At 60.5% G+C, this 18,516-nt stretch carries 16 protein-coding genes and 1 pseudogene; 9 read left to right on the forward strand and 8 right to left on the reverse strand.

The window, feature by feature from the left end:
- Positions 1 to 218 precede the first annotated feature (218 nt).
- The gene (locus IAI51_RS26340; RefSeq protein ID WP_187681134.1) at positions 219 to 1,577 is read left to right on the forward strand and encodes an 8-oxoguanine deaminase; all 1,359 of its coding nucleotides are present in this window, start codon (positions 219 to 221) and stop codon (positions 1,575 to 1,577) included.
- Positions 1,578 to 1,629: 52 nt separating this feature from the next.
- Here IAI51_RS26340 and IAI51_RS26345 read toward each other — a convergent pair whose 3' ends face one another.
- Positions 1,630 to 2,721 (reverse strand): calcium:proton antiporter, encoded by a 1,092-nt coding sequence (locus tag IAI51_RS26345; RefSeq protein WP_187681135.1) that lies wholly within the window; start codon positions 2,719 to 2,721, stop codon positions 1,630 to 1,632.
- Between the two features lie 275 nt (positions 2,722 to 2,996).
- Here IAI51_RS26345 and IAI51_RS26350 point away from each other — a divergent pair, with 275 nt between their 5' ends.
- The 3 genes from IAI51_RS26350 to IAI51_RS26360 all read left to right on the forward strand — a co-directional run bounded on the left by IAI51_RS26350 (position 2,997) and on the right by IAI51_RS26360 (position 6,212).
- The gene (locus tag IAI51_RS26350; RefSeq protein ID WP_187681136.1) at positions 2,997 to 4,070 is read left to right on the forward strand and encodes a BMP family ABC transporter substrate-binding protein; all 1,074 of its coding nucleotides are present in this window, start codon (positions 2,997 to 2,999) and stop codon (positions 4,068 to 4,070) included.
- Positions 4,071 to 4,212: 142 nt separating this feature from the next.
- On the forward strand, positions 4,213 to 5,178 hold the full coding sequence (locus IAI51_RS26355; protein ID WP_187681137.1) for a 2-oxoglutarate and iron-dependent oxygenase domain-containing protein: 966 nt from the start codon (positions 4,213 to 4,215) through the stop codon (positions 5,176 to 5,178).
- A gap of 80 nt (positions 5,179 to 5,258) precedes the next feature.
- Positions 5,259 to 6,212 carry an adenosine deaminase gene (locus IAI51_RS26360; protein ID WP_187681138.1) on the forward strand — a complete coding sequence of 318 codons (954 nt, stop codon included), beginning with the start codon at positions 5,259 to 5,261 and terminating at the stop codon, positions 6,210 to 6,212.
- A gap of 46 nt (positions 6,213 to 6,258) precedes the next feature.
- On the opposite strand, the gene IAI51_RS26365 is transcribed toward IAI51_RS26360, so the two are convergent.
- The 3 genes from IAI51_RS26365 to IAI51_RS26375 all read right to left on the reverse strand — a co-directional run bounded on the left by IAI51_RS26365 (position 6,259) and on the right by IAI51_RS26375 (position 9,746).
- Entirely contained in the window at positions 6,259 to 7,638 is a 1,380-nt protein-coding gene (locus IAI51_RS26365) for an MFS transporter (protein ID WP_187681139.1), read from the reverse strand.
- A 126-nt stretch (positions 7,639 to 7,764) separates the two neighbouring features.
- Entirely contained in the window at positions 7,765 to 8,499 is a 735-nt protein-coding gene (locus IAI51_RS26370; protein WP_187681140.1) for an ArsR/SmtB family transcription factor, read from the reverse strand.
- Between the two features lie 317 nt (positions 8,500 to 8,816).
- Complete coding sequence (locus IAI51_RS26375; protein ID WP_187681141.1) at positions 8,817 to 9,746, reverse strand: LysR family transcriptional regulator; 930 nt, start codon at positions 9,744 to 9,746, stop codon at positions 8,817 to 8,819.
- 128 nt (positions 9,747 to 9,874) lie between these two features.
- Here IAI51_RS26375 and IAI51_RS26380 point away from each other — a divergent pair, with 128 nt between their 5' ends.
- Together IAI51_RS26380 and IAI51_RS26385 are read left to right on the forward strand one after the other, a co-directional pair.
- Positions 9,875 to 10,888, forward strand: coding sequence for a zinc-binding alcohol dehydrogenase family protein (locus tag IAI51_RS26380; RefSeq protein ID WP_187681142.1), 1,014 nt, complete (start codon positions 9,875 to 9,877; stop codon positions 10,886 to 10,888).
- Between the two features lie 153 nt (positions 10,889 to 11,041).
- Positions 11,042 to 11,215, forward strand: a complete 174-nt coding sequence (locus tag IAI51_RS26385) for a hypothetical protein (RefSeq protein WP_163024159.1) — start codon at positions 11,042 to 11,044, stop codon at positions 11,213 to 11,215.
- Positions 11,216 to 11,221: 6 nt separating this feature from the next.
- Here IAI51_RS26385 and IAI51_RS26390 read toward each other — a convergent pair.
- Positions 11,222 to 12,405 (reverse strand): annotated as a pseudogene (locus IAI51_RS26390) (multidrug effflux MFS transporter).
- A gap of 90 nt (positions 12,406 to 12,495) precedes the next feature.
- Positions 12,496 to 12,693 (reverse strand): heavy-metal-associated domain-containing protein, encoded by a 198-nt coding sequence (locus IAI51_RS26395; protein WP_187681143.1) that lies wholly within the window; start codon positions 12,691 to 12,693, stop codon positions 12,496 to 12,498.
- A gap of 148 nt (positions 12,694 to 12,841) precedes the next feature.
- Here IAI51_RS26395 and IAI51_RS26400 point away from each other — a divergent pair, with 148 nt between their 5' ends.
- The 3 genes from IAI51_RS26400 to cueR all read left to right on the forward strand — a co-directional run bounded on the left by IAI51_RS26400 (position 12,842) and on the right by cueR (position 16,152).
- A complete protein-coding gene (locus IAI51_RS26400; RefSeq protein ID WP_187681144.1) occupies positions 12,842 to 13,225 on the forward strand; it encodes a hypothetical protein in 384 nt (127 codons plus the stop codon).
- 123 nt (positions 13,226 to 13,348) lie between these two features.
- A complete protein-coding gene (gene cueA, locus IAI51_RS26405) occupies positions 13,349 to 15,742 on the forward strand; it encodes a copper resistance metal-translocating P1-type ATPase CueA (RefSeq protein ID WP_187681145.1) in 2,394 nt (797 codons plus the stop codon).
- A complete protein-coding gene (gene cueR, locus IAI51_RS26410) occupies positions 15,739 to 16,152 on the forward strand; it encodes a Cu(I)-responsive transcriptional regulator (RefSeq protein WP_187681146.1) in 414 nt (137 codons plus the stop codon). The genes cueA and cueR overlap by 4 nt, the downstream gene beginning before the upstream one ends.
- On the opposite strand, the gene IAI51_RS26415 is transcribed toward cueR, so the two are convergent.
- Both IAI51_RS26415 and IAI51_RS26420 read right to left on the reverse strand, forming a co-directional pair.
- The gene (locus IAI51_RS26415) at positions 16,106 to 17,320 is read right to left on the reverse strand and encodes an MFS transporter (RefSeq protein ID WP_222944305.1); all 1,215 of its coding nucleotides are present in this window, start codon (positions 17,318 to 17,320) and stop codon (positions 16,106 to 16,108) included. The genes cueR and IAI51_RS26415 overlap by 47 nt on opposite strands.
- A 144-nt stretch (positions 17,321 to 17,464) precedes the next feature.
- The gene (locus IAI51_RS26420) at positions 17,465 to 18,361 is read right to left on the reverse strand and encodes a PA4780 family RIO1-like protein kinase (protein ID WP_187681148.1); all 897 of its coding nucleotides are present in this window, start codon (positions 18,359 to 18,361) and stop codon (positions 17,465 to 17,467) included.
- Positions 18,362 to 18,516: the final 155 nt, after the last annotated feature.

Consider the following 18,516-nt stretch of genomic DNA (forward strand, 5'->3'; position numbering starts at 1 on the left):
GCCGAAGGCTGCGATCTTTTGATTCTAAAAACAGGATCAAAAGATCGCAGCCTTCGGCAGCTCCTACAGGGGATCGTGGTGTCTGGTCGGTTGGGGCTTGCCCGTCGCAACGTTTTGTTTGAAACTCCGCACCTCGTCCATGCGGCGACCCTGGATCAGCAGACAGGGCAACACTGAGCTGGCAACCCTGAACCCAACTTTCAGAGGAGCCGGCCAAGATGCCTGCCATCCGTACCTGGTTAAAAAATCCCCTCGCCATTTTCACGTCCAACGAGCTCGATGCCCGTGGCGGTCTGGTGCTGCAAGACGGTGTGATCGTCGAAGTACTGGCTGCCGGTCAGCAGCCGTCCGCGCCATGCAATGAAGTGTTCGACGCCCGCGAACACGTGATCCTGCCGGGCCTGATCAACACCCATCACCACTTCTACCAAACACTCACCCGCGCCTGGGCGCCCGTAGTCAATCAGCCGTTGTTTCCGTGGCTGAAAACCCTGTACCCGGTGTGGGCGCGCCTGACCCCGGAAAAACTCGCCCTCGCGACGAAAGTGGCTTTGGCTGAATTGCTGCTGTCGGGCTGCACCACCGCCGCCGACCACCACTATCTGTTCCCGGACGGTCTGGAAAACGCCATCGACGTACAAGTCGAAACCGTGCGTGAACTGGGCATGCGCGCCATGCTGACCCGTGGTTCGATGAGCCTCGGCGAGAAGGACGGTGGCTTGCCGCCACAACAGACCGTGCAGGAAGGTCAGGTGATTCTTGACGACAGCCAGCGCCTGATTCACGAGTACCACGAGCGCGGTGACGGCGCGCAGATCCAGATCGCTTTGGCGCCGTGCTCGCCGTTTTCGGTGACGCCGGAAATCATGTCGGCCAGCGCCGAACTGGCGAACAAACTCGACGTGCGCCTGCACACGCACCTGGCCGAAACCCTCGACGAAGAAGATTTCTGCCTGCAACGCTTCGGCCTGCGCACCGTCGATTATCTGGACAGCGTCGGCTGGCTCGGCCCGCGTACCTGGCTGGCCCACGGCATCCACTTCAACCCGGACGAAATTGCCCGCCTCGGTCAGGCTGGCACCGGCATTTGCCATTGCCCAAGTTCGAACATGCGCCTGGCTTCCGGCATTTGCCCGAGTATCGACCTGACCGACGCCGGTGCGCTGTTTGGCCTGGGCGTCGACGGTTCGGCGTCCAACGATGCGTCGAACATGATCCTTGAAGCGCGTCAGGCGCTGTACATCCAGCGCCTGCGTTACGGCGCCGAGAAGATCACTCCGGAACGTGTTTTGGGCTGGGCAACCAAGGGTTCGGCGAGCCTGTTGGGGCGTACCGACATTGGCGAACTGGCGGTGGGCAAGCAAGCGGATCTGGCGTTGTTCAAGCTCGATGAGCTGCGTTTCTCGGGTAGCCATGATCCGATTTCGGCGTTGCTGTTGTGCGGCGCAGATCGGGCTGATCGGGTGATGATTGGCGGCAAGTGGCGTGTCATCGATGGTCAGGTTGAAGGGCTGGATCTGAAAGGCCTGATTGCCGATCACAGCCAAGCTGCTCGCCAGTTGATTGCTGGTACCTGATCTTTCCCAATCTGATCGTTCCCACGCTCTGCGTGGGAACGATCATCCGTCGTTAGAGGCCCAGCAAGGACAACATGATAAACGTCGCAAACAACACGAAGTGCGTCATGCCCTCAATGGCATTGGTCTCGCCGTCATTGAGGTTGATCGCGCTGACGATCAGCGTCAGGAAAATCATCACCGTCTGCACCGGTGTCATCGCCATCTGAAACGGCTGGCCGGTATACAGCGCCATCGCTTCCATCACCGGCACGGTCAGAATCACCGTCGACAGTGACGCGCCCATCGCAATGTTGACCACCGACTGCATGCGGTTGGCCAATGCGGCGCGCAACGCGGTCAAAATCTCCGGTGCGGCCGAGATCGCCGCCACCAGAATCGCCGTGATCACCGGCGGCGCCCCCGTGCCTTCCAAACCCAGATCAAGGGTCTTGGACATCACCTCGGCCAGTGCGCCGATCACCACTACACCCGCCACCAGAATCCCGATCGATAGTGCCAGGCTGACCGGTTTTGGCTCCTGCTCCATCGGCTCTTTTTTGCGGCGTTTGTCCGGGTAGCTGTAGCTGAAAAAGTAGCTGTGCGGCCCGACCTGCATGCGCAGGAACAACGCGTAAAGCACCACCATCGCGCCGATGGTGAACGCCGAATAAATCTTCCAGTTGGCCTCGGGAATGAACTCCGGCACCACCATCGACACGCCCATGGCGGTGAGGATCATCACGCTGTAGCTGCGCGCCGAATCATCGTTGTAGGACTGCTCGCCGTGCTTGATCCCGCCCATCAGCGCGGCGAGGCCGAGGATGCCGTTGATGTCGAGCATCACTGCGGAATAGATAGTGTCGCGCACCAGCGTCGCCGAGGCTTCGTTGCTCATCATGATCGCCAGGATCACCACTTCCACCAGCACGGCGGCCAGGGTGAGGATCATCGTGCCGTAGGGATCGCCGACTTTTTCCGCCAGCAGTTCAGCTTGATGGGCGACACGCATCGAGGCGGCGACGATGAAAGCGATCAGTACCAGACCTGAAATCAGCGCAACCATCTGGCCGCTGTGCAGCATCCAGTGTTCCAGTGGATAGGCGACAAGTGCGGCGAGCAGGGCCAGCACAAGAAAGCTTTCTTGCTTGAGGATTGAGAGCATTGCGGGCCTTTTTACCGAAGAGTGCGAATGAGCTACTGACTGCGGGGCGGCGCTAACGTTTCGTTACACCTTAGCGCACCAGTGGATGGCGTGAATTCGCAGAGTTGCACTGCGTTGGTTCCGGCCTGAAAAGATCGCAGCCTTCGGCAGCTCCTACAGGAGTACGCCGATCCAATGTAGGAGCTGCCGAAGGCTGCGATCTTTTGATTTTTTGTCCTGTTGGTCAGCAATTTGCATTGGTGCTGACCACACACAACAAAATGGAGCTCCAATTCATGCAAATACGTCCGCTGCACAAACTGCTGTGCGCCGCTATCGGTCTGGGGATCAGCCTGAGCGCCAGCGCTGCCGATCCGCTGAAGGTCGGTTTCGTCTACATCGGCCCGATCGGCGACCACGGCTGGACGTATCAGCATGAACAGGGGCGCAAGGCGCTGGCGGAGAAGCTCGGCTCACAGATCACCACCAACTACGTGGAGAACGTTGCCGAAGGCGCCGACGCCGAGCGGGTGATCCGCAACATGGCCAAGGACAAGTACGACCTGATCTTCACCACATCTTTCGGCTACATGAACCCGACGCTGAAAGTCGCCAAGCAATTTCCCAAAGTGACCTTCGAACACGCCACCGGTTACAAGCAGGACAAGAACCTCGGCACCTATCTGGCGCGCACTTACGAGGGCCGCTACGTCGGCGGTTTCCTCGCGGCGAAGATGACCAAGACCAAGAAGATCGGCTATGTCGCCTCGTTCCCGATTCCGGAAGTGATCCGCGACATCAACGCGATTCAACTGGCCCTGAACAAGTACAACCCCGGCACCGAGATCAAAGTGGTGTGGGTCAACTCGTGGTTCGATCCGGGCAAGGAAGCCGATGCGGCCAACGCACTGATCGACCAGGGTGTCGACGTGGTGTTCCAGCACACCGACAGCCCGGCACCGATTCAGGCGGCTGAACGCCGTGGGGTGTATGCGGTGGGGTATGCCTCGGACATGGCGCACTTCGGCCCGAAAGCGGTGCTGACCTCGATCGTCAACGACTGGGCTCCTCACTACATTCAGGCGACTCAAAGCGTCATCGACCATACCTGGAAGTCTCAGGATTACTGGGGCGGGCTGAAAGAAGGCACGGTTGAATTGCCGATCAGCGATCTGGTGCCGGCGCCGGTTAAAGCCGAAGCCGAGCAGATCATTGCCGACATCAAGAGCGGCGCGTTGCAACCGTTTACCGGGCCGATCAAGGATCAGGCCGGGGTCGAGAAAATCCCGGCAGGTGTGAGTGCGACCACGGCGGAACTGGCGTCGATGAACTATTACGTGGAAGGCATGAAGGCCGAGATGCCGAAGTAATTTTTACTCACTACACAAAACCCTGTGGGAGCGAGCCTGCTCGCGAAAGCGGTGTGTCATTGAACAAAGATGTTGTCTGACACGCCCTCTTCGCGAGCAGGCTCGCTCCCACATTGGAAACTCACCGCCCCAAGGATTGTGTATGGATCAGCTTCCCATCATCGACATCAGCCCGCTCTACAGCGACAACCAGAACGCCTGGCCCGCCGTCGCCGCACAAATCGACCAGGCCTGCCGCGAGTGGGGCTTCTTCTATATCAAGGGCCATCCTATCCCGGCGCAGCGCATCGACGCCCTGCTCGACCATGCGCAACGCTTTTTTGCGCGACCTGCGCAGGAAAAACTTCAGATCGATATCACCCAGACCCGCCACCATCGCGGCTATGGCGCCATCGCCACCGAACAACTCGACCCGGATAAACCCAGCGACCTGAAAGAAACCTTCGACATGGGCCTGCACCTGCCGGCGAACCATCCTGAGGTACTGGCAGAAAAACCCTTGCGCGGGCCGAACCGCCATCCTGCGCAAGCGGGATGGGAAACCTTGATGGAGCAGCATTACCTCGACATGCAGGCCCTCGCGCAAACCCTGCTGCGCGCCATGACCATTGCCCTCGGCATTGAACGTGATTTCTTCGACAGCCGTTTCAATGAGCCAGTCAGTGTGCTGCGGATGATCCACTACCCACCGCGCCACACCGCCAGTTCCGCCGAACAGCAAGGTGCCGGCGCGCACACTGATTACGGCTGCATCACCCTGCTCTATCAGGACAGCGCCGGTGGCCTGCAAGTGAAGAACGTCAACGGTGAATGGATTGATGCGCCGCCGATTGACGGCACCTTCGTGGTCAACCTCGGCGACATGATGGCGCGCTGGAGCAACGACCGTTATCGCTCGACGCCACATCGGGTGAACAGCCCGCTCGGGGTGGATCGCTATTCGATGCCGTTCTTCGCCGAACCGCACCCGGACACTCGCATCGAATGCCTGCCCGGTTGCCAGGACGCACAGCACCCGGCGAAATATCCGACCACCACTTGCGCCGAATTCCTGCTGTCGCGCTTCGCCGATACCTACGCCTATCGGCGGGAACAGGAAGCGGTGTGACGGATCGGTTGGTCAGGTTTTGCCAATTGTTTCGGCGAGCATCTGTAGAATGCCGCCATTGCACCTGATGAGAAAAGAATATGTACGACTGGCTCAACGCCCTGCCCAAGGCTGAACTGCACCTGCATCTGGAAGGCTCGCTGGAGCCCGAGCTGCTGTTCGCCCTGGCCGAACGCAACAAGATCGCCCTGCCGTGGAATGACGTCGAAACCCTGCGCAAGGCTTACGCCTTCAACAATCTGCAGGAATTTCTCGACCTGTATTACCAGGGCGCCGACGTGCTGCGCACCTCCCAGGATTTCTACGACCTGACCTGGGCCTACCTGCTGCGCTGCAAAGCGCAGAACGTGATTCACACCGAACCGTTCTTCGATCCGCAGACCCACACCGACCGGGGTATCCCGTTTGAAGTGGTGCTCAACGGCATCGCCGCCGCTTTGAAAGATGGTGAGCAGCAACTGGGTATCACCAGCGGTTTGATCCTGAGCTTCCTGCGCCACTTGAGCGAAGAAGAAGCACAGAAAACCCTCGACCAGGCGCTGCCGTTCCGTGACGCGTTTGTCGCGGTCGGTCTGGACAGTTCCGAGATGGGCCATCCGCCGAGCAAGTTCCAGCGCGTGTTCGACCGTGCTCGCCACGAGGGCTTCCTGACCGTCGCCCACGCGGGTGAAGAAGGCCCGCCGGAATACATCTGGGAAGCCATAGACCTGCTGAAAATCCAGCGCATCGACCATGGCGTGCGCGCCATCGAAGACGAGCGCCTGATGCAGCGGATCATCGACGAGCAGATTCCGTTGACTGTGTGCCCGCTGTCGAACACCAAGCTCTGCGTGTTCGATCACATGTCGCAGCACAACATCCTCGACATGCTCGAACGTGGCGTGAAAGTCACGGTGAACTCCGATGACCCGGCGTACTTCGGCGGTTATGTCACAGAGAACTTCCATGCGCTGTACGAGCATTTGGACATGACCCAGGATCAGGCCAAGCGCCTGGCCCAGAACAGCCTGGATGCGCGGTTGGTAAAACCGTAATAACGCTGAAGATCCAATGTGGGAGCGAGCTTGCTCGCGCCCACATTTATACCGATGTCGACTCTGTCAGCTCTTCCAGCGTCTTGCCTCGCGTCTCCATCCCGAACAGCCACACCACCCCCGCCGCAATCGCGAAGCACAACGCGCCTAACGCAAACACCCCACCCTGCCCGGTGATCGGGAACACCAGCCCGGTGATCAACGGCCCGAGCAAGGAACCCACACGGCCAATCGCCGAGGCAAACCCCGAGCCTGTCGCCCGAGCCGAGGTTGGATACAACTCCGGCGTGTAGGTGTAGAGCACCGCCCACATGCCAAACAGGAAAAACTGCATCAGCAATCCCGTGCTGATCAGCAAGGCCACGTTGCCGCCAAACACCGCGCTCTGCCCGTAGAGAAACGCCATCACCCCGCCGCCGAGCAACGTGACGATGCACACCGGTTTGCGTCCCCAGCGCTCCACCAGCCACGCGGCCATCAGAAATCCGGGAATCCCGCCGAGAGAAATCAGCACGGTGTAGTAAACCGACTGGGTTACGGCGAAACCCGACTGTTGCAGCAATGCACTGAGCCACGACGTCAGCCCGTAAAAACCCAGCAGCGCAAAGAACCACAGGCTCCAGATCATCGTTGTGCGCTGGCGGTATTGCGGCGACCAGATCTGCTTCAGCGCCGAGAAAAAGTTGCCCGGAGGCGTCACGGTTCGCGGCAGGCGCAGCGGTTGAGGCAATGTCGCAACGCCAAGGGACGATCGCACGCGCTCTTCGATCCCGCTCAAGACTTTATCGGCATCTCCATGACGCCCGGCCTGCTCCAGCCAGCGCGGTGACTCGGGTATGAAAAACCGGATCGCCAGCACAAACACCGCCGGCACCGCCAACACCAGAAAGATGTCGCGCCAGCCAATCACCGGCAACAGGAAGTACGACAGCACCCCGGCCGCGACAAAACCCAGCGGCCAGAAGCCATCCATCAATGCGATGTAGCGACCGCGCCGTTGCGCCGGAATCAGCTCGGACAACATCGACTGCGCAATGGGAAACTCCATGCCCATGCCGATCCCCAGCAGGATGCGGAACAGCGTCAGCGTCTCGACCGTTTGCGCCGTCGAGCACAGGTAACTGGCCACTCCCCAGAGAACGATGCTCCACTGAAACACCGGTTTGCGCCCGAAGCGGTCGGCGAGCATGCCGGAAAGCGACGCGCCCAGCACCATGCCGAAGAAGCTCGAACTGGCGAGCAGACCCGCCTGCGCGCTGCTCAGACCAAACTCGGCTTTAATCGAACCGAGCAGGAACGTCATCATCGCCAGATCCATGGAGTCGAAGAAAAACGCCAAGGCGATGATGATGAAAATAATCCGGTGATAACCGCTGATCGGCAGCCGTTCCAAACGTTCTGCCGCGCTGAAGCCTTGAGTGTCCATGCCGCCTCCCCCATCCGAAAAGTCCCCGGATCGAGTGTGCGCGATGGTGATTCAGAGTTAGTACTGGATGCGACCTGCTCGCAGTCGTAGACGACGCCGTAACGCCCGACGTCCTTCTCAATCGCTCTACAACGCCATTTCCAGCTCGGTTTCCCGGGCGAAACGGTGCAACTCGCGCTGTCCGGTGGCCGTCAACTGCAGGGCTCTTGAGTCATTGGGCAACGTCAGCCAACCGGACTGCATGAACAACTGCAGCAACGCCGCGCCGAGTGAACCGCCCATGTGCGGACGACGCTCGCTCCAGTCCGGGCAGGCACAGGCTACCTGTACATTGCGATGGGCGAGTGCCTGGATGAATACCCCGCGAAGGGCCAATTGTTTCGCGCCTTTTTGCGTCACCACCACGCGCTGTTCAAGCTGTTCGATCCAGCCGGCGTCGAGCAGGCGCTGGTACAGATCGGCAGCCAGCGTGCCGCCCAGGTGGTCATCGCAAAAGCGTGCGCGCAACAGCGAAGAAGGCGCTGCCTGAGGTTTGGCCATGGGTGTGGCGCGCTTGAATACTTCGGGTATTTCCCGCGGGGCACTGGCGATGGTGGCGCTGGCCAGGGCTTCTATCGCCGCCCCGACCTCCGGCGCCGAGAGACGGAAAAACCGTTTGCGACCACGGACTTCGACCTTCAACAGACCGCCGGTGGCCAGCCGTGCCAGATGCGCACTGGCCGACGACGGCGACAGCCCTGCCAGTAGCGCAAGCTCCTCGGTGTGCCGGGCCGAGCCGTCCATCAACGCCCACATCATCGCGCTGCGCTTGGGGTCGGCCAGCAACGTGGCGATCTGGCTGATGCAAGGTGCATGTTCCATGTATTCACTCCCTGTGGAATCGTATCGTCTACTGCTCGCAGACATCTTGACCAGTAATGGGTCGGCGGCCAAGACGCGAAAATCGCCCTGAACCGGGGCAAGGCAGGCCGTTGACATAACATGTTCCGGCACAGAACCCGGCGACGAAATGCAGCCCTGATCCAAACAGTGGCAGTTCGGCATTGACGGCGTTCGGGCCATGTTTCGGTACCGGCATGAGGCGGGCGCTAGTATAAGCGGGATGCAAGCCCCGTCCCGCGCCTAAGCCTGCACGGGTGGTGATTGTTCCTGACAGAAATTTCTCTATTTAGCTGCGACTAATGATCAAGTTTCTGGAAAGCGGGAAATTGACTACTCAATTCAGCGCATCGGCTGGCGAGCATTTCCCTCAGAAGGTTCACCGGCTTACTCAATTGTGCGCGATGGGCGCACAGCAAATTCAGCGGAGCGCGTTCGCACAGCAGCTCTGGCAGCAGCACTTTGAGGCGCCCGGCAAGGACATCGGCGCCCACATCCAGCCATGACTTGTAGGCAATTGCCGCTCCTGCCACCGCCCATAGACGCACGACGTCGGCGTCATCACTGAATCGGTCGCCACTGACCGTCAGGCCGACCTCGCGTTTACCGTCGTGGAAACTCCAGTGGTCATGAACCCGACTGCCGAGCATGTACAACAGGCAATTGTGCTGAGCCAGTTGTTCGAGCTGACGCGGTTCGCCGTGCCGCGCCAGATAGGCCGGTGATGCGCAGAGCACGCGATGGTTGTCCGGGGCGACAGGCAGGGCAACCAGGCTGGAGTCTTCCGGCTCGCCATAGCGCAGAGCGATGTCCACGGGCTGGCGAAACAGATCGGCGATACGGTCGCCGAGCAGCAGGCGTACGGTAAGTTTCGGGTGCTCGCGCTGGAACTCGTCGAGCCATGGCAACAACAAGTTGCGGCCGAAGTCCGAGGGCGCCGACAGCTGCAAAATCCCGCTGACCTGTTCCTGTCCACTGGCCAGTAACCGCCGGCCCTCATCGAGATTACTCAATGCCGCACGGGCGTATTCGAGAAAACCTTCGCCCTCGGCGGTCAGGCGCAGGCTGCGCGTCGAACGGGCCAGCAGGCGCGCACCGAGTTGCTGTTCGATACGCTTGAGCGCCGCACTGGCCACGGCGGCGGACATGTCCATCACCCGCGCCGCCGCCGACAGACTGCCCAGATCCGCCGCCCGGACAAACAACTGCAAATCATCGAAACGCAGCATCCACAGCCTCGATTATCAAAAAAACATTGAAAGAGACTGCGGTTTTAGCCGGTTTTATCTTGTGAAGAAATAGCCAATCATCTGTCCCATCGAATTTGCCCTGCATTACTTACTGTTCGGAGCCACTCATGAAAGCCATTGCCTATTACGCTTCCTTGCCCATCAGCGACGCAAAAGCCCTGCAAGACATCGAACTGCCAGAGCCGATGGCCGGCCCGCGCGACCTGTTGGTGGAAGTCAAAGCCATCTCGGTCAACCCGGTGGACACCAAGGTACGGCAGAACGTAGCCCCTGAAGGTGGCGCCGCGAAAGTGCTGGGCTGGGACGTGGCCGGTGTGGTCAAGGCGGTTGGCAGTGAAGTGACACTGTTCAAGGCTGGCGACAAAGTCTTCTACGCCGGCTCCATCGCCCGTGCGGGCGGCAACAGCGAATTGCACGTGGTCGATGAGCGGATTGTCGGCCATATGCCCAAGTCCCTCGGTTTCGCCGAAGCCGCCGCCCTGCCCCTGACTGCGATCACCGCGTGGGAGTTGTTGTTCGAACGCCTGCAAATCGGCGAAGGCCAAACCGATGAAGGCCAGAGCCTGCTGATCGTCGGCGCGGCGGGCGGGGTTGGTTCGATCCTCACTCAATTGGCCAAGCAACTGACCGGTCTTAAGGTGATCGGTACTGCATCGCGCGAGCAGACCCGTGATTGGGTCACGGAGCTGGGCGCGGATCTGGTGATCGACCATAGCCAGCCGTTGAGCGAGGAACTGAAACGCGCGGGCATTGACAACGTGACCCACGTCGCCAGCCTGACCCAGACCGATCAGCATCTGGATCAATTGGTCGAAGCACTGGCGCCGCAAGGCAAACTGGCATTGATCGATGATCCGAAGTCGCTGGACGTGACCAAGCTCAAACGCAAGAGCCTGTCGCTGCACTGGGAGTTCATGTACACCCGCTCGCTGTTCGAGACACCAGACATGATCGAGCAGCACAACCTGCTCAACCGCGTGGCCAAGCTGATTGATGCGGGAACGTTGAAGACGACGGTCGGCGAGCACTTCGGCACGATCAACGCGGCCAATCTGCGCCGGGCACATGAGCTGCTGGAGAGCAGCAAAGCCAAGGGGAAAATTGTTTTAGAAGGTTTCTGAAGAGCAGAAGATCGCAGCCTGCGGCAGCGCCTGCATGGGCTGCGGTCTTTTTTTGCCGTCAGTCAGATGCTTGACCGTTGTCACAATTGCGATCGTATTCGGGTCTACAATCGAAACCTCTGCGGTACATCTTTTACGTAAGGGAGGTCAGCAATGAAGATCCTGATAAAAGAAGTGGCAAAGTCTCAATGGCAGGTTCGACTCGACCAGCACGCCGTGACATTCCGCAGTGAAGCCGAAGCCCTGGCCTTCACCCGCACCCTCGAAGCGCGAATTTGCGCGCCGCACCAGTTTCCCGACCGCAGCCAGCAGCGCGCCGCCGGCTGAGTCACCTTACGCAGCGGCTTGCGCCAGTGCCCGGGCATTCTGCAAACGCCGGGTGAGCATCGCGACGCTCACGACCAACAACCCGCACAGGCTGATGACCATGGCCATCGGCATGGCGCTGCCGTCGTGCAGGATTGCCACCAGCGAAGCGGCGCCGGATGCGACGCTGAATTGCAAGCAGCCCATCAGCGCCGACGCACTGCCGGCCCGAGCTCCTTGGCCGTTCATTGCACATGCCGAAGCGTTGGGCAGGATGCAATGCAGATGAACAACGGAATCAATAGCGGCCACAGCGCTTCGGTGTGCAGCGCACTGACCGCCAGCAATGCCACACCCGCCAACAGGTACACCCACACTGCACGCACCAGCAGAAAGGCCGGACCGCGTTTGGCCAATAGCCGCGCATTGACCTGAGCCACCAGAATGAAACCCGCCGCGTTGGTGCCGAACAACCAGCCGAAATGCTCGGCCGGCACGCCGTAAAGTTTGATGAAGACGAACGGCGAACCGGCGATGTAGGAAAACATCCCGGCGACGGCGATACCCCCGGTCAGGGCGTGGCCGAGAAATACCCGATCCTTGAACAGCCGGCCGTACTGACGCAGTGCACCGGACAACGGCTGGCGCGGCACATGGTCAGGCAGACTTTCCGGCAGACCGAGGGCCACGGCCAAGCCCGCCAATGCACTGAACCCGGTCAACACCAGGAAGATCGACTGCCAGCCTGTGGTGTTGACCAGCAGCCCGCCCAGCATCGGCGCCAGAATCGGTGCCAGGCCCATCACCAGCATCAATTGCGAGAACACCTTCGCCGAGCCCACCGCATCGCATTTGTCGCTGACCACCGCCCGGGCAATCACCATCCCCGCGCAACCGCCCAGCGCCTGGACAAAACGCGCGCCGATCAGCCATTCGAGATTCGGTGCATAAGCACAGGCCAGTGACGCGACGGTGAATAACCCAACGCCGGTGAGCAGCGGAATCCGCCGACCGAAACGATCTGCCACCGGGCCGTATAGAAGTTGACCAATCGACAGGCCGAGGAAATACGCAGCCAGCGTCAGTTGAACGTGTTTTTCATCGGTGCCAAACGCCAGCGCCATCGACGGGAATGCCGGCAGATAGAAGTCGATCGCTAAAGGACCGAAGGCGCTCAAGGCGCCAAGGATCAGAATGGTACGGAGGTTCATCAGGCATCCAGGTTGGCAAGTCGGCAGCCCGACAGTCTAGCCGCGCCCGGACGCCTTGAACATTCCGATAGCTCGCTAACTATAAAAACCTCAGGCCAGTTTTGCCGGATAGCCTTCTTCGCTGATGATCGCGATGACCTGTTCTGCGCTCAGCGCACTTTCGACGCCGACTTCTTTGGCAACCAGATCGACGCGCACACTGGCCGCCGGATCCTTGGACTGCAGGGCTTGAGTGACGGCTTTGACGCAGTGACCGCAGGACATGCCTTGAACATTGAACACTTGCATGGAGTGACTCCTTTGAGTGAGGTTGTCGGCAGTCTCGAGCTTGCCACGATGGTAAGGTCAAGTTCTTGAATAAACTGCCGGGCTGGCAATCGGCGCCGCGCTCGGCCAAGCTGCATGCATCTATGACATGAACTCAGGAGATTCAGCCATGCGCTGGTCAGCTTTCAGCCTGTTTGGCTTTCTCAGTCTTTTTGCCGCTTTCCCTTCGGCGCACGCCGCCGGAGAGGACTACGGGGTGCTGATCATTTCCCGCGAGCGCCTGGAAGTGGCGACCTCCTGCGAGATTGGCGTGTATATCCAGGATCAATTGTCGGCGCGGCTGTTTCAGGAACAGAGCACCTCGTTCAACCTGCCGCCGGGCAATGTGTCGCTGCGTCTGAAACTGTTGCCGGGGCAAGTGCCGGGCTGCAATCCGGGATTGCTGGCGCCAGGTTCACAGGAGATCAAACTGCATGCTGGTGATGTGCAGAAGTACCGAATCGCGATGACCCAGGAAGGCATGTACCTCAAGCGCGCCGATCTAGGGTACTAAGTCGCTCCCACATGATCGTTCCCACGCTTCGCACGGGAACGATCAACGGTAGAAGATTGGCGCTTGACCTTGCCCGCGTGGCAAGGTTGATCCTGTAGGCAACTTCTACCGGGAGCGTGACCGATGTCCGAATCCATCACTTTCGATCTGCCGATTGCCGGCATGACCTGCGCCAGTTGCGCCGGGCGTGTCGAGCGCGCCTTGAGCAAAGTCATCGGCGCCAGTGCCGTCAGCGTCAACCTCGCCACCGAACAGGCGCGAGTCCACGCGCCCGGTGACAGTTTGCCGGCGTTGATGGCAGCCGTTGAGCGCGCCGGTTACAGCGTGCCGCAACAAACCATCGAGTTAAGCATCGACGGCATGACCTGCGCTTCCTGCGTGGGTCGCGTCGAGCGCGCCCTGAACAAAGTCCCGGGCGTTAAAAGCGTCAGCGTCAATCTGGCCAACGAACGCGCCCACCTCGAACTGCTCGGCCAGGTCGACTCACAAACCCTGCTCGACGCCGTGAGCAAGGCCGGTTATTCCGCCAGCATCTGGCAAGCCGAACATCCGCAAACCGATAACCAGCAACAGCGCCTGCAACATGAACGCTGGGCGCTGATCTGCGCGATTGCCCTCGCGCTCCCATTGGTGTTGCCGATGTTGCTGCAACCATTCGGCATCCATTGGATGCTGCCGGCCTGGGTGCAATTCGCCCTCGCCACACCTGTGCAATTCATCTTCGGTGCGCGCTTTTATGTGGCCGCGTGGAAAGCCGTGCGCGCTGGCGCCGGCAACATGGATCTACTCGTCGCCCTCGGCACCAGCGCCGGGTATGGCTTGAGCCTTTACGAGTGGGCGACCGCCGCCGGGCGCATGCCGCATCTGTATTTCGAAGCCTCGGCCGTGGTGATTGCACTGGTACTGCTCGGTAAATATCTGGAGAGCCGCGCCAAACGTCAGACCGCCAGCGCCATTCGCGCCCTTGAAGCCTTGCGTCCGGAGCGGGCGATTCAAGTGATCGACGGCCGCGAACAGGACGTCGCCATCAGCGCCCTGCGCCTGAACGATCAGGTACTGGTCAAACCCGGCGAGCGTTTCCCGGTCGATGGTGAAGTGCTGGAAGGCCAGAGCCACGCCGACGAAGCCTTGATCAGCGGCGAAAGCCTGCCGGTGCCGAAACAACCGGGGGATAAAGTCACCGGCGGCGCGATCAACGGTGAAGGCCGCTTGCTGGTGCGCACCACCGCCCTCGGCGCTGAAAGCGTGCTGGCGCGGATCATTCGTCTGGTCGAAGACGCTCAAGCGGCGAAAGCACCGATCCAGAAACTGGTGGATAAAGTCAGCCAGGTGTTCGTGCCGACAGTATTGGTGTTGGCCCTGGCGACGCTGATCGGCTGGTGGCTATACGGCGCGCCGCTGGAAACCGCGCTGATCAATGCTGTCGCGGTATTGGTCATCGCTTGCCCCTGTGCGCTCGGCCTCGCCACGCCGACCGCGATCATGGCCGGCACTGGCGTGGCCGCGCGTCACGGCATTCTGATCAAGGACGCCGAAGCCCTGGAACGTGCCCATGAAGTCAGCAACGTGGTGTTCGACAAAACCGGCACGCTGACCTCCGGCACGCCGCGCATCGCCCATTTCAGCGCGGTCGATGGCGACGAAAACACACTGCTGAAACTGGCCGGCGCGCTGCAACGTGGCAGTGAGCATCCGTTGGCCAAAGCCGTGCTGGATGCGGCCGCTGAACGTGATCTGACGGTGCCCGACGTCAGCAACAGCCAATCCCTGACCGGTCGCGGCATCGCCGGCAGCCTTGACGGTCGGCGTCTGGCGCTGGGCAATCGGCGGATGCTCGAAGAAAGTGGTTTGAGCACCGGCAGTCTGGCTGAGTCTGCGCAAGCCTGGGAAGCCGAGGGCCGCACCCTTTCATGGCTGATCGAACAAAGTCCGCAGCCGCGCGTGCTCGGTCTGTTCGCTTTCGGTGACACGTTGAAACCCGGCGCACTGGAAGCGGTGCAACAACTCGCCGCCCGAGATATCCACAGCCATCTGCTGACCGGCGACAACCGTGGCAGCGCGCGCGTCGTGGCCGAGGCTCTGGGCATCAAAAATGTTCACGCCGAAGTATTGCCGGCGGACAAAGCCGCCACCGTTGCCGAGCTGAAGAAAACCGGCGTGGTCGCCATGGTCGGCGACGGTATCAACGACGCCCCGGCACTCGCGGCGGCGGACATCGGCATCGCCATGGGCGGTGGCACCGACGTGGCCATGCATGCGGCCGGCATCACCCTGATGCGCGGTGATCCACGGCTGGTGCCGGCAGCGCTGGAAATCAGCCGCAAGACCTACGCGAAGATCCGCCAGAACCTGTTCTGGGCCTTCGTCTACAACCTGATCGGCATTCCGCTGGCGGCGTTCGGCTTCCTCAACCCGGTGCTGGCCGGTGCGGCGATGGCGCTGTCGAGCGTCAGCGTGGTGAGCAATGCGCTACTGTTGAAAACCTGGAAACCCAAGGATCTGGAGGAGCACCGATGAACATCGGCCAAGCGGCCCGCCACAGTGGCCTGAGCGCGAAAATGATCCGTTATTACGAGTCGATCGGTTTGCTCAAAGCGGCCCATCGTACTGAAAGCGGTTATCGGATTTACGGCGATGATGACTTGCACACATTGGCCTTCATCAAGCGTTCGCGGGACCTGGGGTTTTCTCTGGAGGAAGTCGGCAAGCTGCTGACGCTCTGGCAGGACCGGCAACGGGCCAGCGCCGATGTGAAGGCGCTGGCCCGGCAGCACATCGACGAGTTGAACCAGAAGATCCGTGAGCTGGGCCAGTTGCGCGACACCCTGCAGGATCTGGTCGAACACTGCCAGGGCGACCATCGCCCCGACTGCCCGATCCTCAAGGAGCTGGCGTCGGGCTGCTGCGCAACACCCGCCCGCGCCTGAGCGCCAATACTTTCACCGTGAGCAAGGTGCCCAAGGGAATGCCGTGGAACAGCATGACCACGGCACCGGGGGTCCACCATTGGTAGAACGGCGCAGCGATCAGCATGCCGATGCCGAACCCGGTCATTTGCAGTAGCGTCAGCAAACTGAAAATCGGCAGACGCAAATCCTCGGGCTCACGTTGCAGCCGCGAGAGCAGACCGACCTCGGAGAAGCCGTCGCCCAAACCCGCCGGCAATGAAAACAGCAGCAACCCGAACAGACTGTGCTGCTGGAACATCAGGATAAAACCGCAAGACATCAGCGCCACGCCGAAGAAAAACCGCCGTTCCAGGTGAATGTTGTCCGAGCCTTTGAGGCGACTGGCGATGCGTGCGCCGAGCAGCTTGCCACTGGCCCACACCGCCAGCACCAAGCCCAATGTGGTACTTGCCGAATCCGGTGACAGCAGTTTTGAAATGATCGGAAAACCGACGTTGTGCGCGGCGCTGCCCAAGGTGTCGGCCATCGTCACAGCAAGCATCGCGGCAATCACCGGGGCACTGCGCAGACCTTGCCTGAGGGCTGACCACTCGCCGCGTGCGGACTTTTCATTGAGGGTCGGGGTGTCGAAACGCAGCGGCACAATCAACAACGCTGCCAGCAAGTAGGTCAGCGCGTTTAGCGCGAACACCACTTCAAAACCGAAACCGGCCACCAGCAATCCCGAAACCAGACTGCCGCCAACCATCGCCGCCGATGAGGCCGAGGTGATCCAGGCGTTGGTCTTGAGCAAATGCGCAGGCTCAATCAAGCGCGGCAACTGGCTATTGAGACCGATGGCGAACATCGAATTGCCGAAGCCCAGCCCGAACGCGATGAACGGCAACAGCAGCGCTTGCTGGCTGACCGGCACAATCAACAGCAGACCGAGCACGCCGGCGCGCAGCAGATCGAACGCGATCAGCGGCAGACGGCCGCTGAAGCGTCGATAAAAACGCGTGCCGATCAGACTGGCAAAAATCCCGCCGCCGACACGGCTGGCGAGGAAGATCCCGACGCTGATTGCGCTGTTGCTGAGCAGGTAAACGTAAGTGGCCAGCGCGACCATGTTGAGGAAGGCGCCGAAATCGGAAATCAGCCGGGCGGTGATGATCAGGTGGGCGTTGCGGGGGCTGGTCACATACATTCCTTGTAGGAGCTGCCGAAGGCTGCGATCTCTTGATCTTGCCCTTAAAAAACAGGATCGAAAGATCGCAGCCTTCGGCAGCTCCTACAAGGGGTAATGCAAATATAAAAAAACCCGGCCGAAGCCGGGTTTTTTGTTACGCAATCACTGCATCCACGGTGGCGGCGGTGGTTCATCCGACTTGCCCTTGGGCTCGTCGTCTGCCGCACGAATCGCTTGCTTGCGCTCTTCGTCCAGCCGCGCCGCTTCGATCTCGCGCAGCACCCCGCCAACATCGGCCAGATCCTCCGGATCGTCGAACTCGCCGGTCAGCACGCTGGCCGGGTGCAAGGTGCCGGCTTCGTACAACGCCCACATTTCCTTGGCGTACTTGGTCTTCTTCAGTTCCGGCGCGAAACGGCCGAAATACGAAGCCATGTTGCCAACGTCACGTTCGAGCATGCTGAACGCGTGGTTGTTGCCCGCAGCATCCACCGCTTGGGGCAGGTCGATGATGACCGGCCCGGTCGGTGTCAGCAGCACGTTGAACTCGGAGAGGTCACCGTGCACCAGACCGGTACACAACATCAGCACGATCTGCGAAATCAGGAACGCGTGATACTCGCGCGCCTGATCCGGCTCCAGCACCACGTCGTTCAGACGCGGTGCCGCCTCGCCGAATTCGTCGGCCACCAGTTCCATCAACAGCACGCCGTCGAGGAAATCGTAAGGCTTGGGTACGCGTACCCCGGCACTGGCCAGACGGAACAGCGCCGCAACCTCGGCGTTCTGCCAGGCATCCTCGGTCTCTTTGCGACCGAACTTGGAGCCCTTGGCCATCGCGCGAGCCTGTCGGCTGTTGCGAACCTTGCGGCCTTCCTGATACTCGGCCGCCTGGCGGAAACTACGTTTGTTCGCCTCCTTGTAGACCTTTGCGCAACGTAACTGATTGCCGCAGCGCACCACATAAACAGCTGCTTCTTTACCACTCATCAGTGGGCGCAGCACTTCGTCGACCAGACCGTCCTCGATCAGGGGTTCAATGCGTTTTGGAGTCTTCATCAGCTTTTATTGTGGGTCCTTTATTACCAAACACGCGAATGTCACTCGTTATACGGCAATCCTCGCATCACGGGGAGGGGTTGCCGACCTGTGAACCGTGAAGATGCACACACTGTGCCGGAAAATCGACCGCTGCGAATCATAGCTGAGCCTGT

It is taken from the genome of Pseudomonas sp. N40(2020) (assembly GCF_014472415.1).
Lineage (GTDB): Bacteria > Pseudomonadota > Gammaproteobacteria > Pseudomonadales > Pseudomonadaceae > Aquipseudomonas.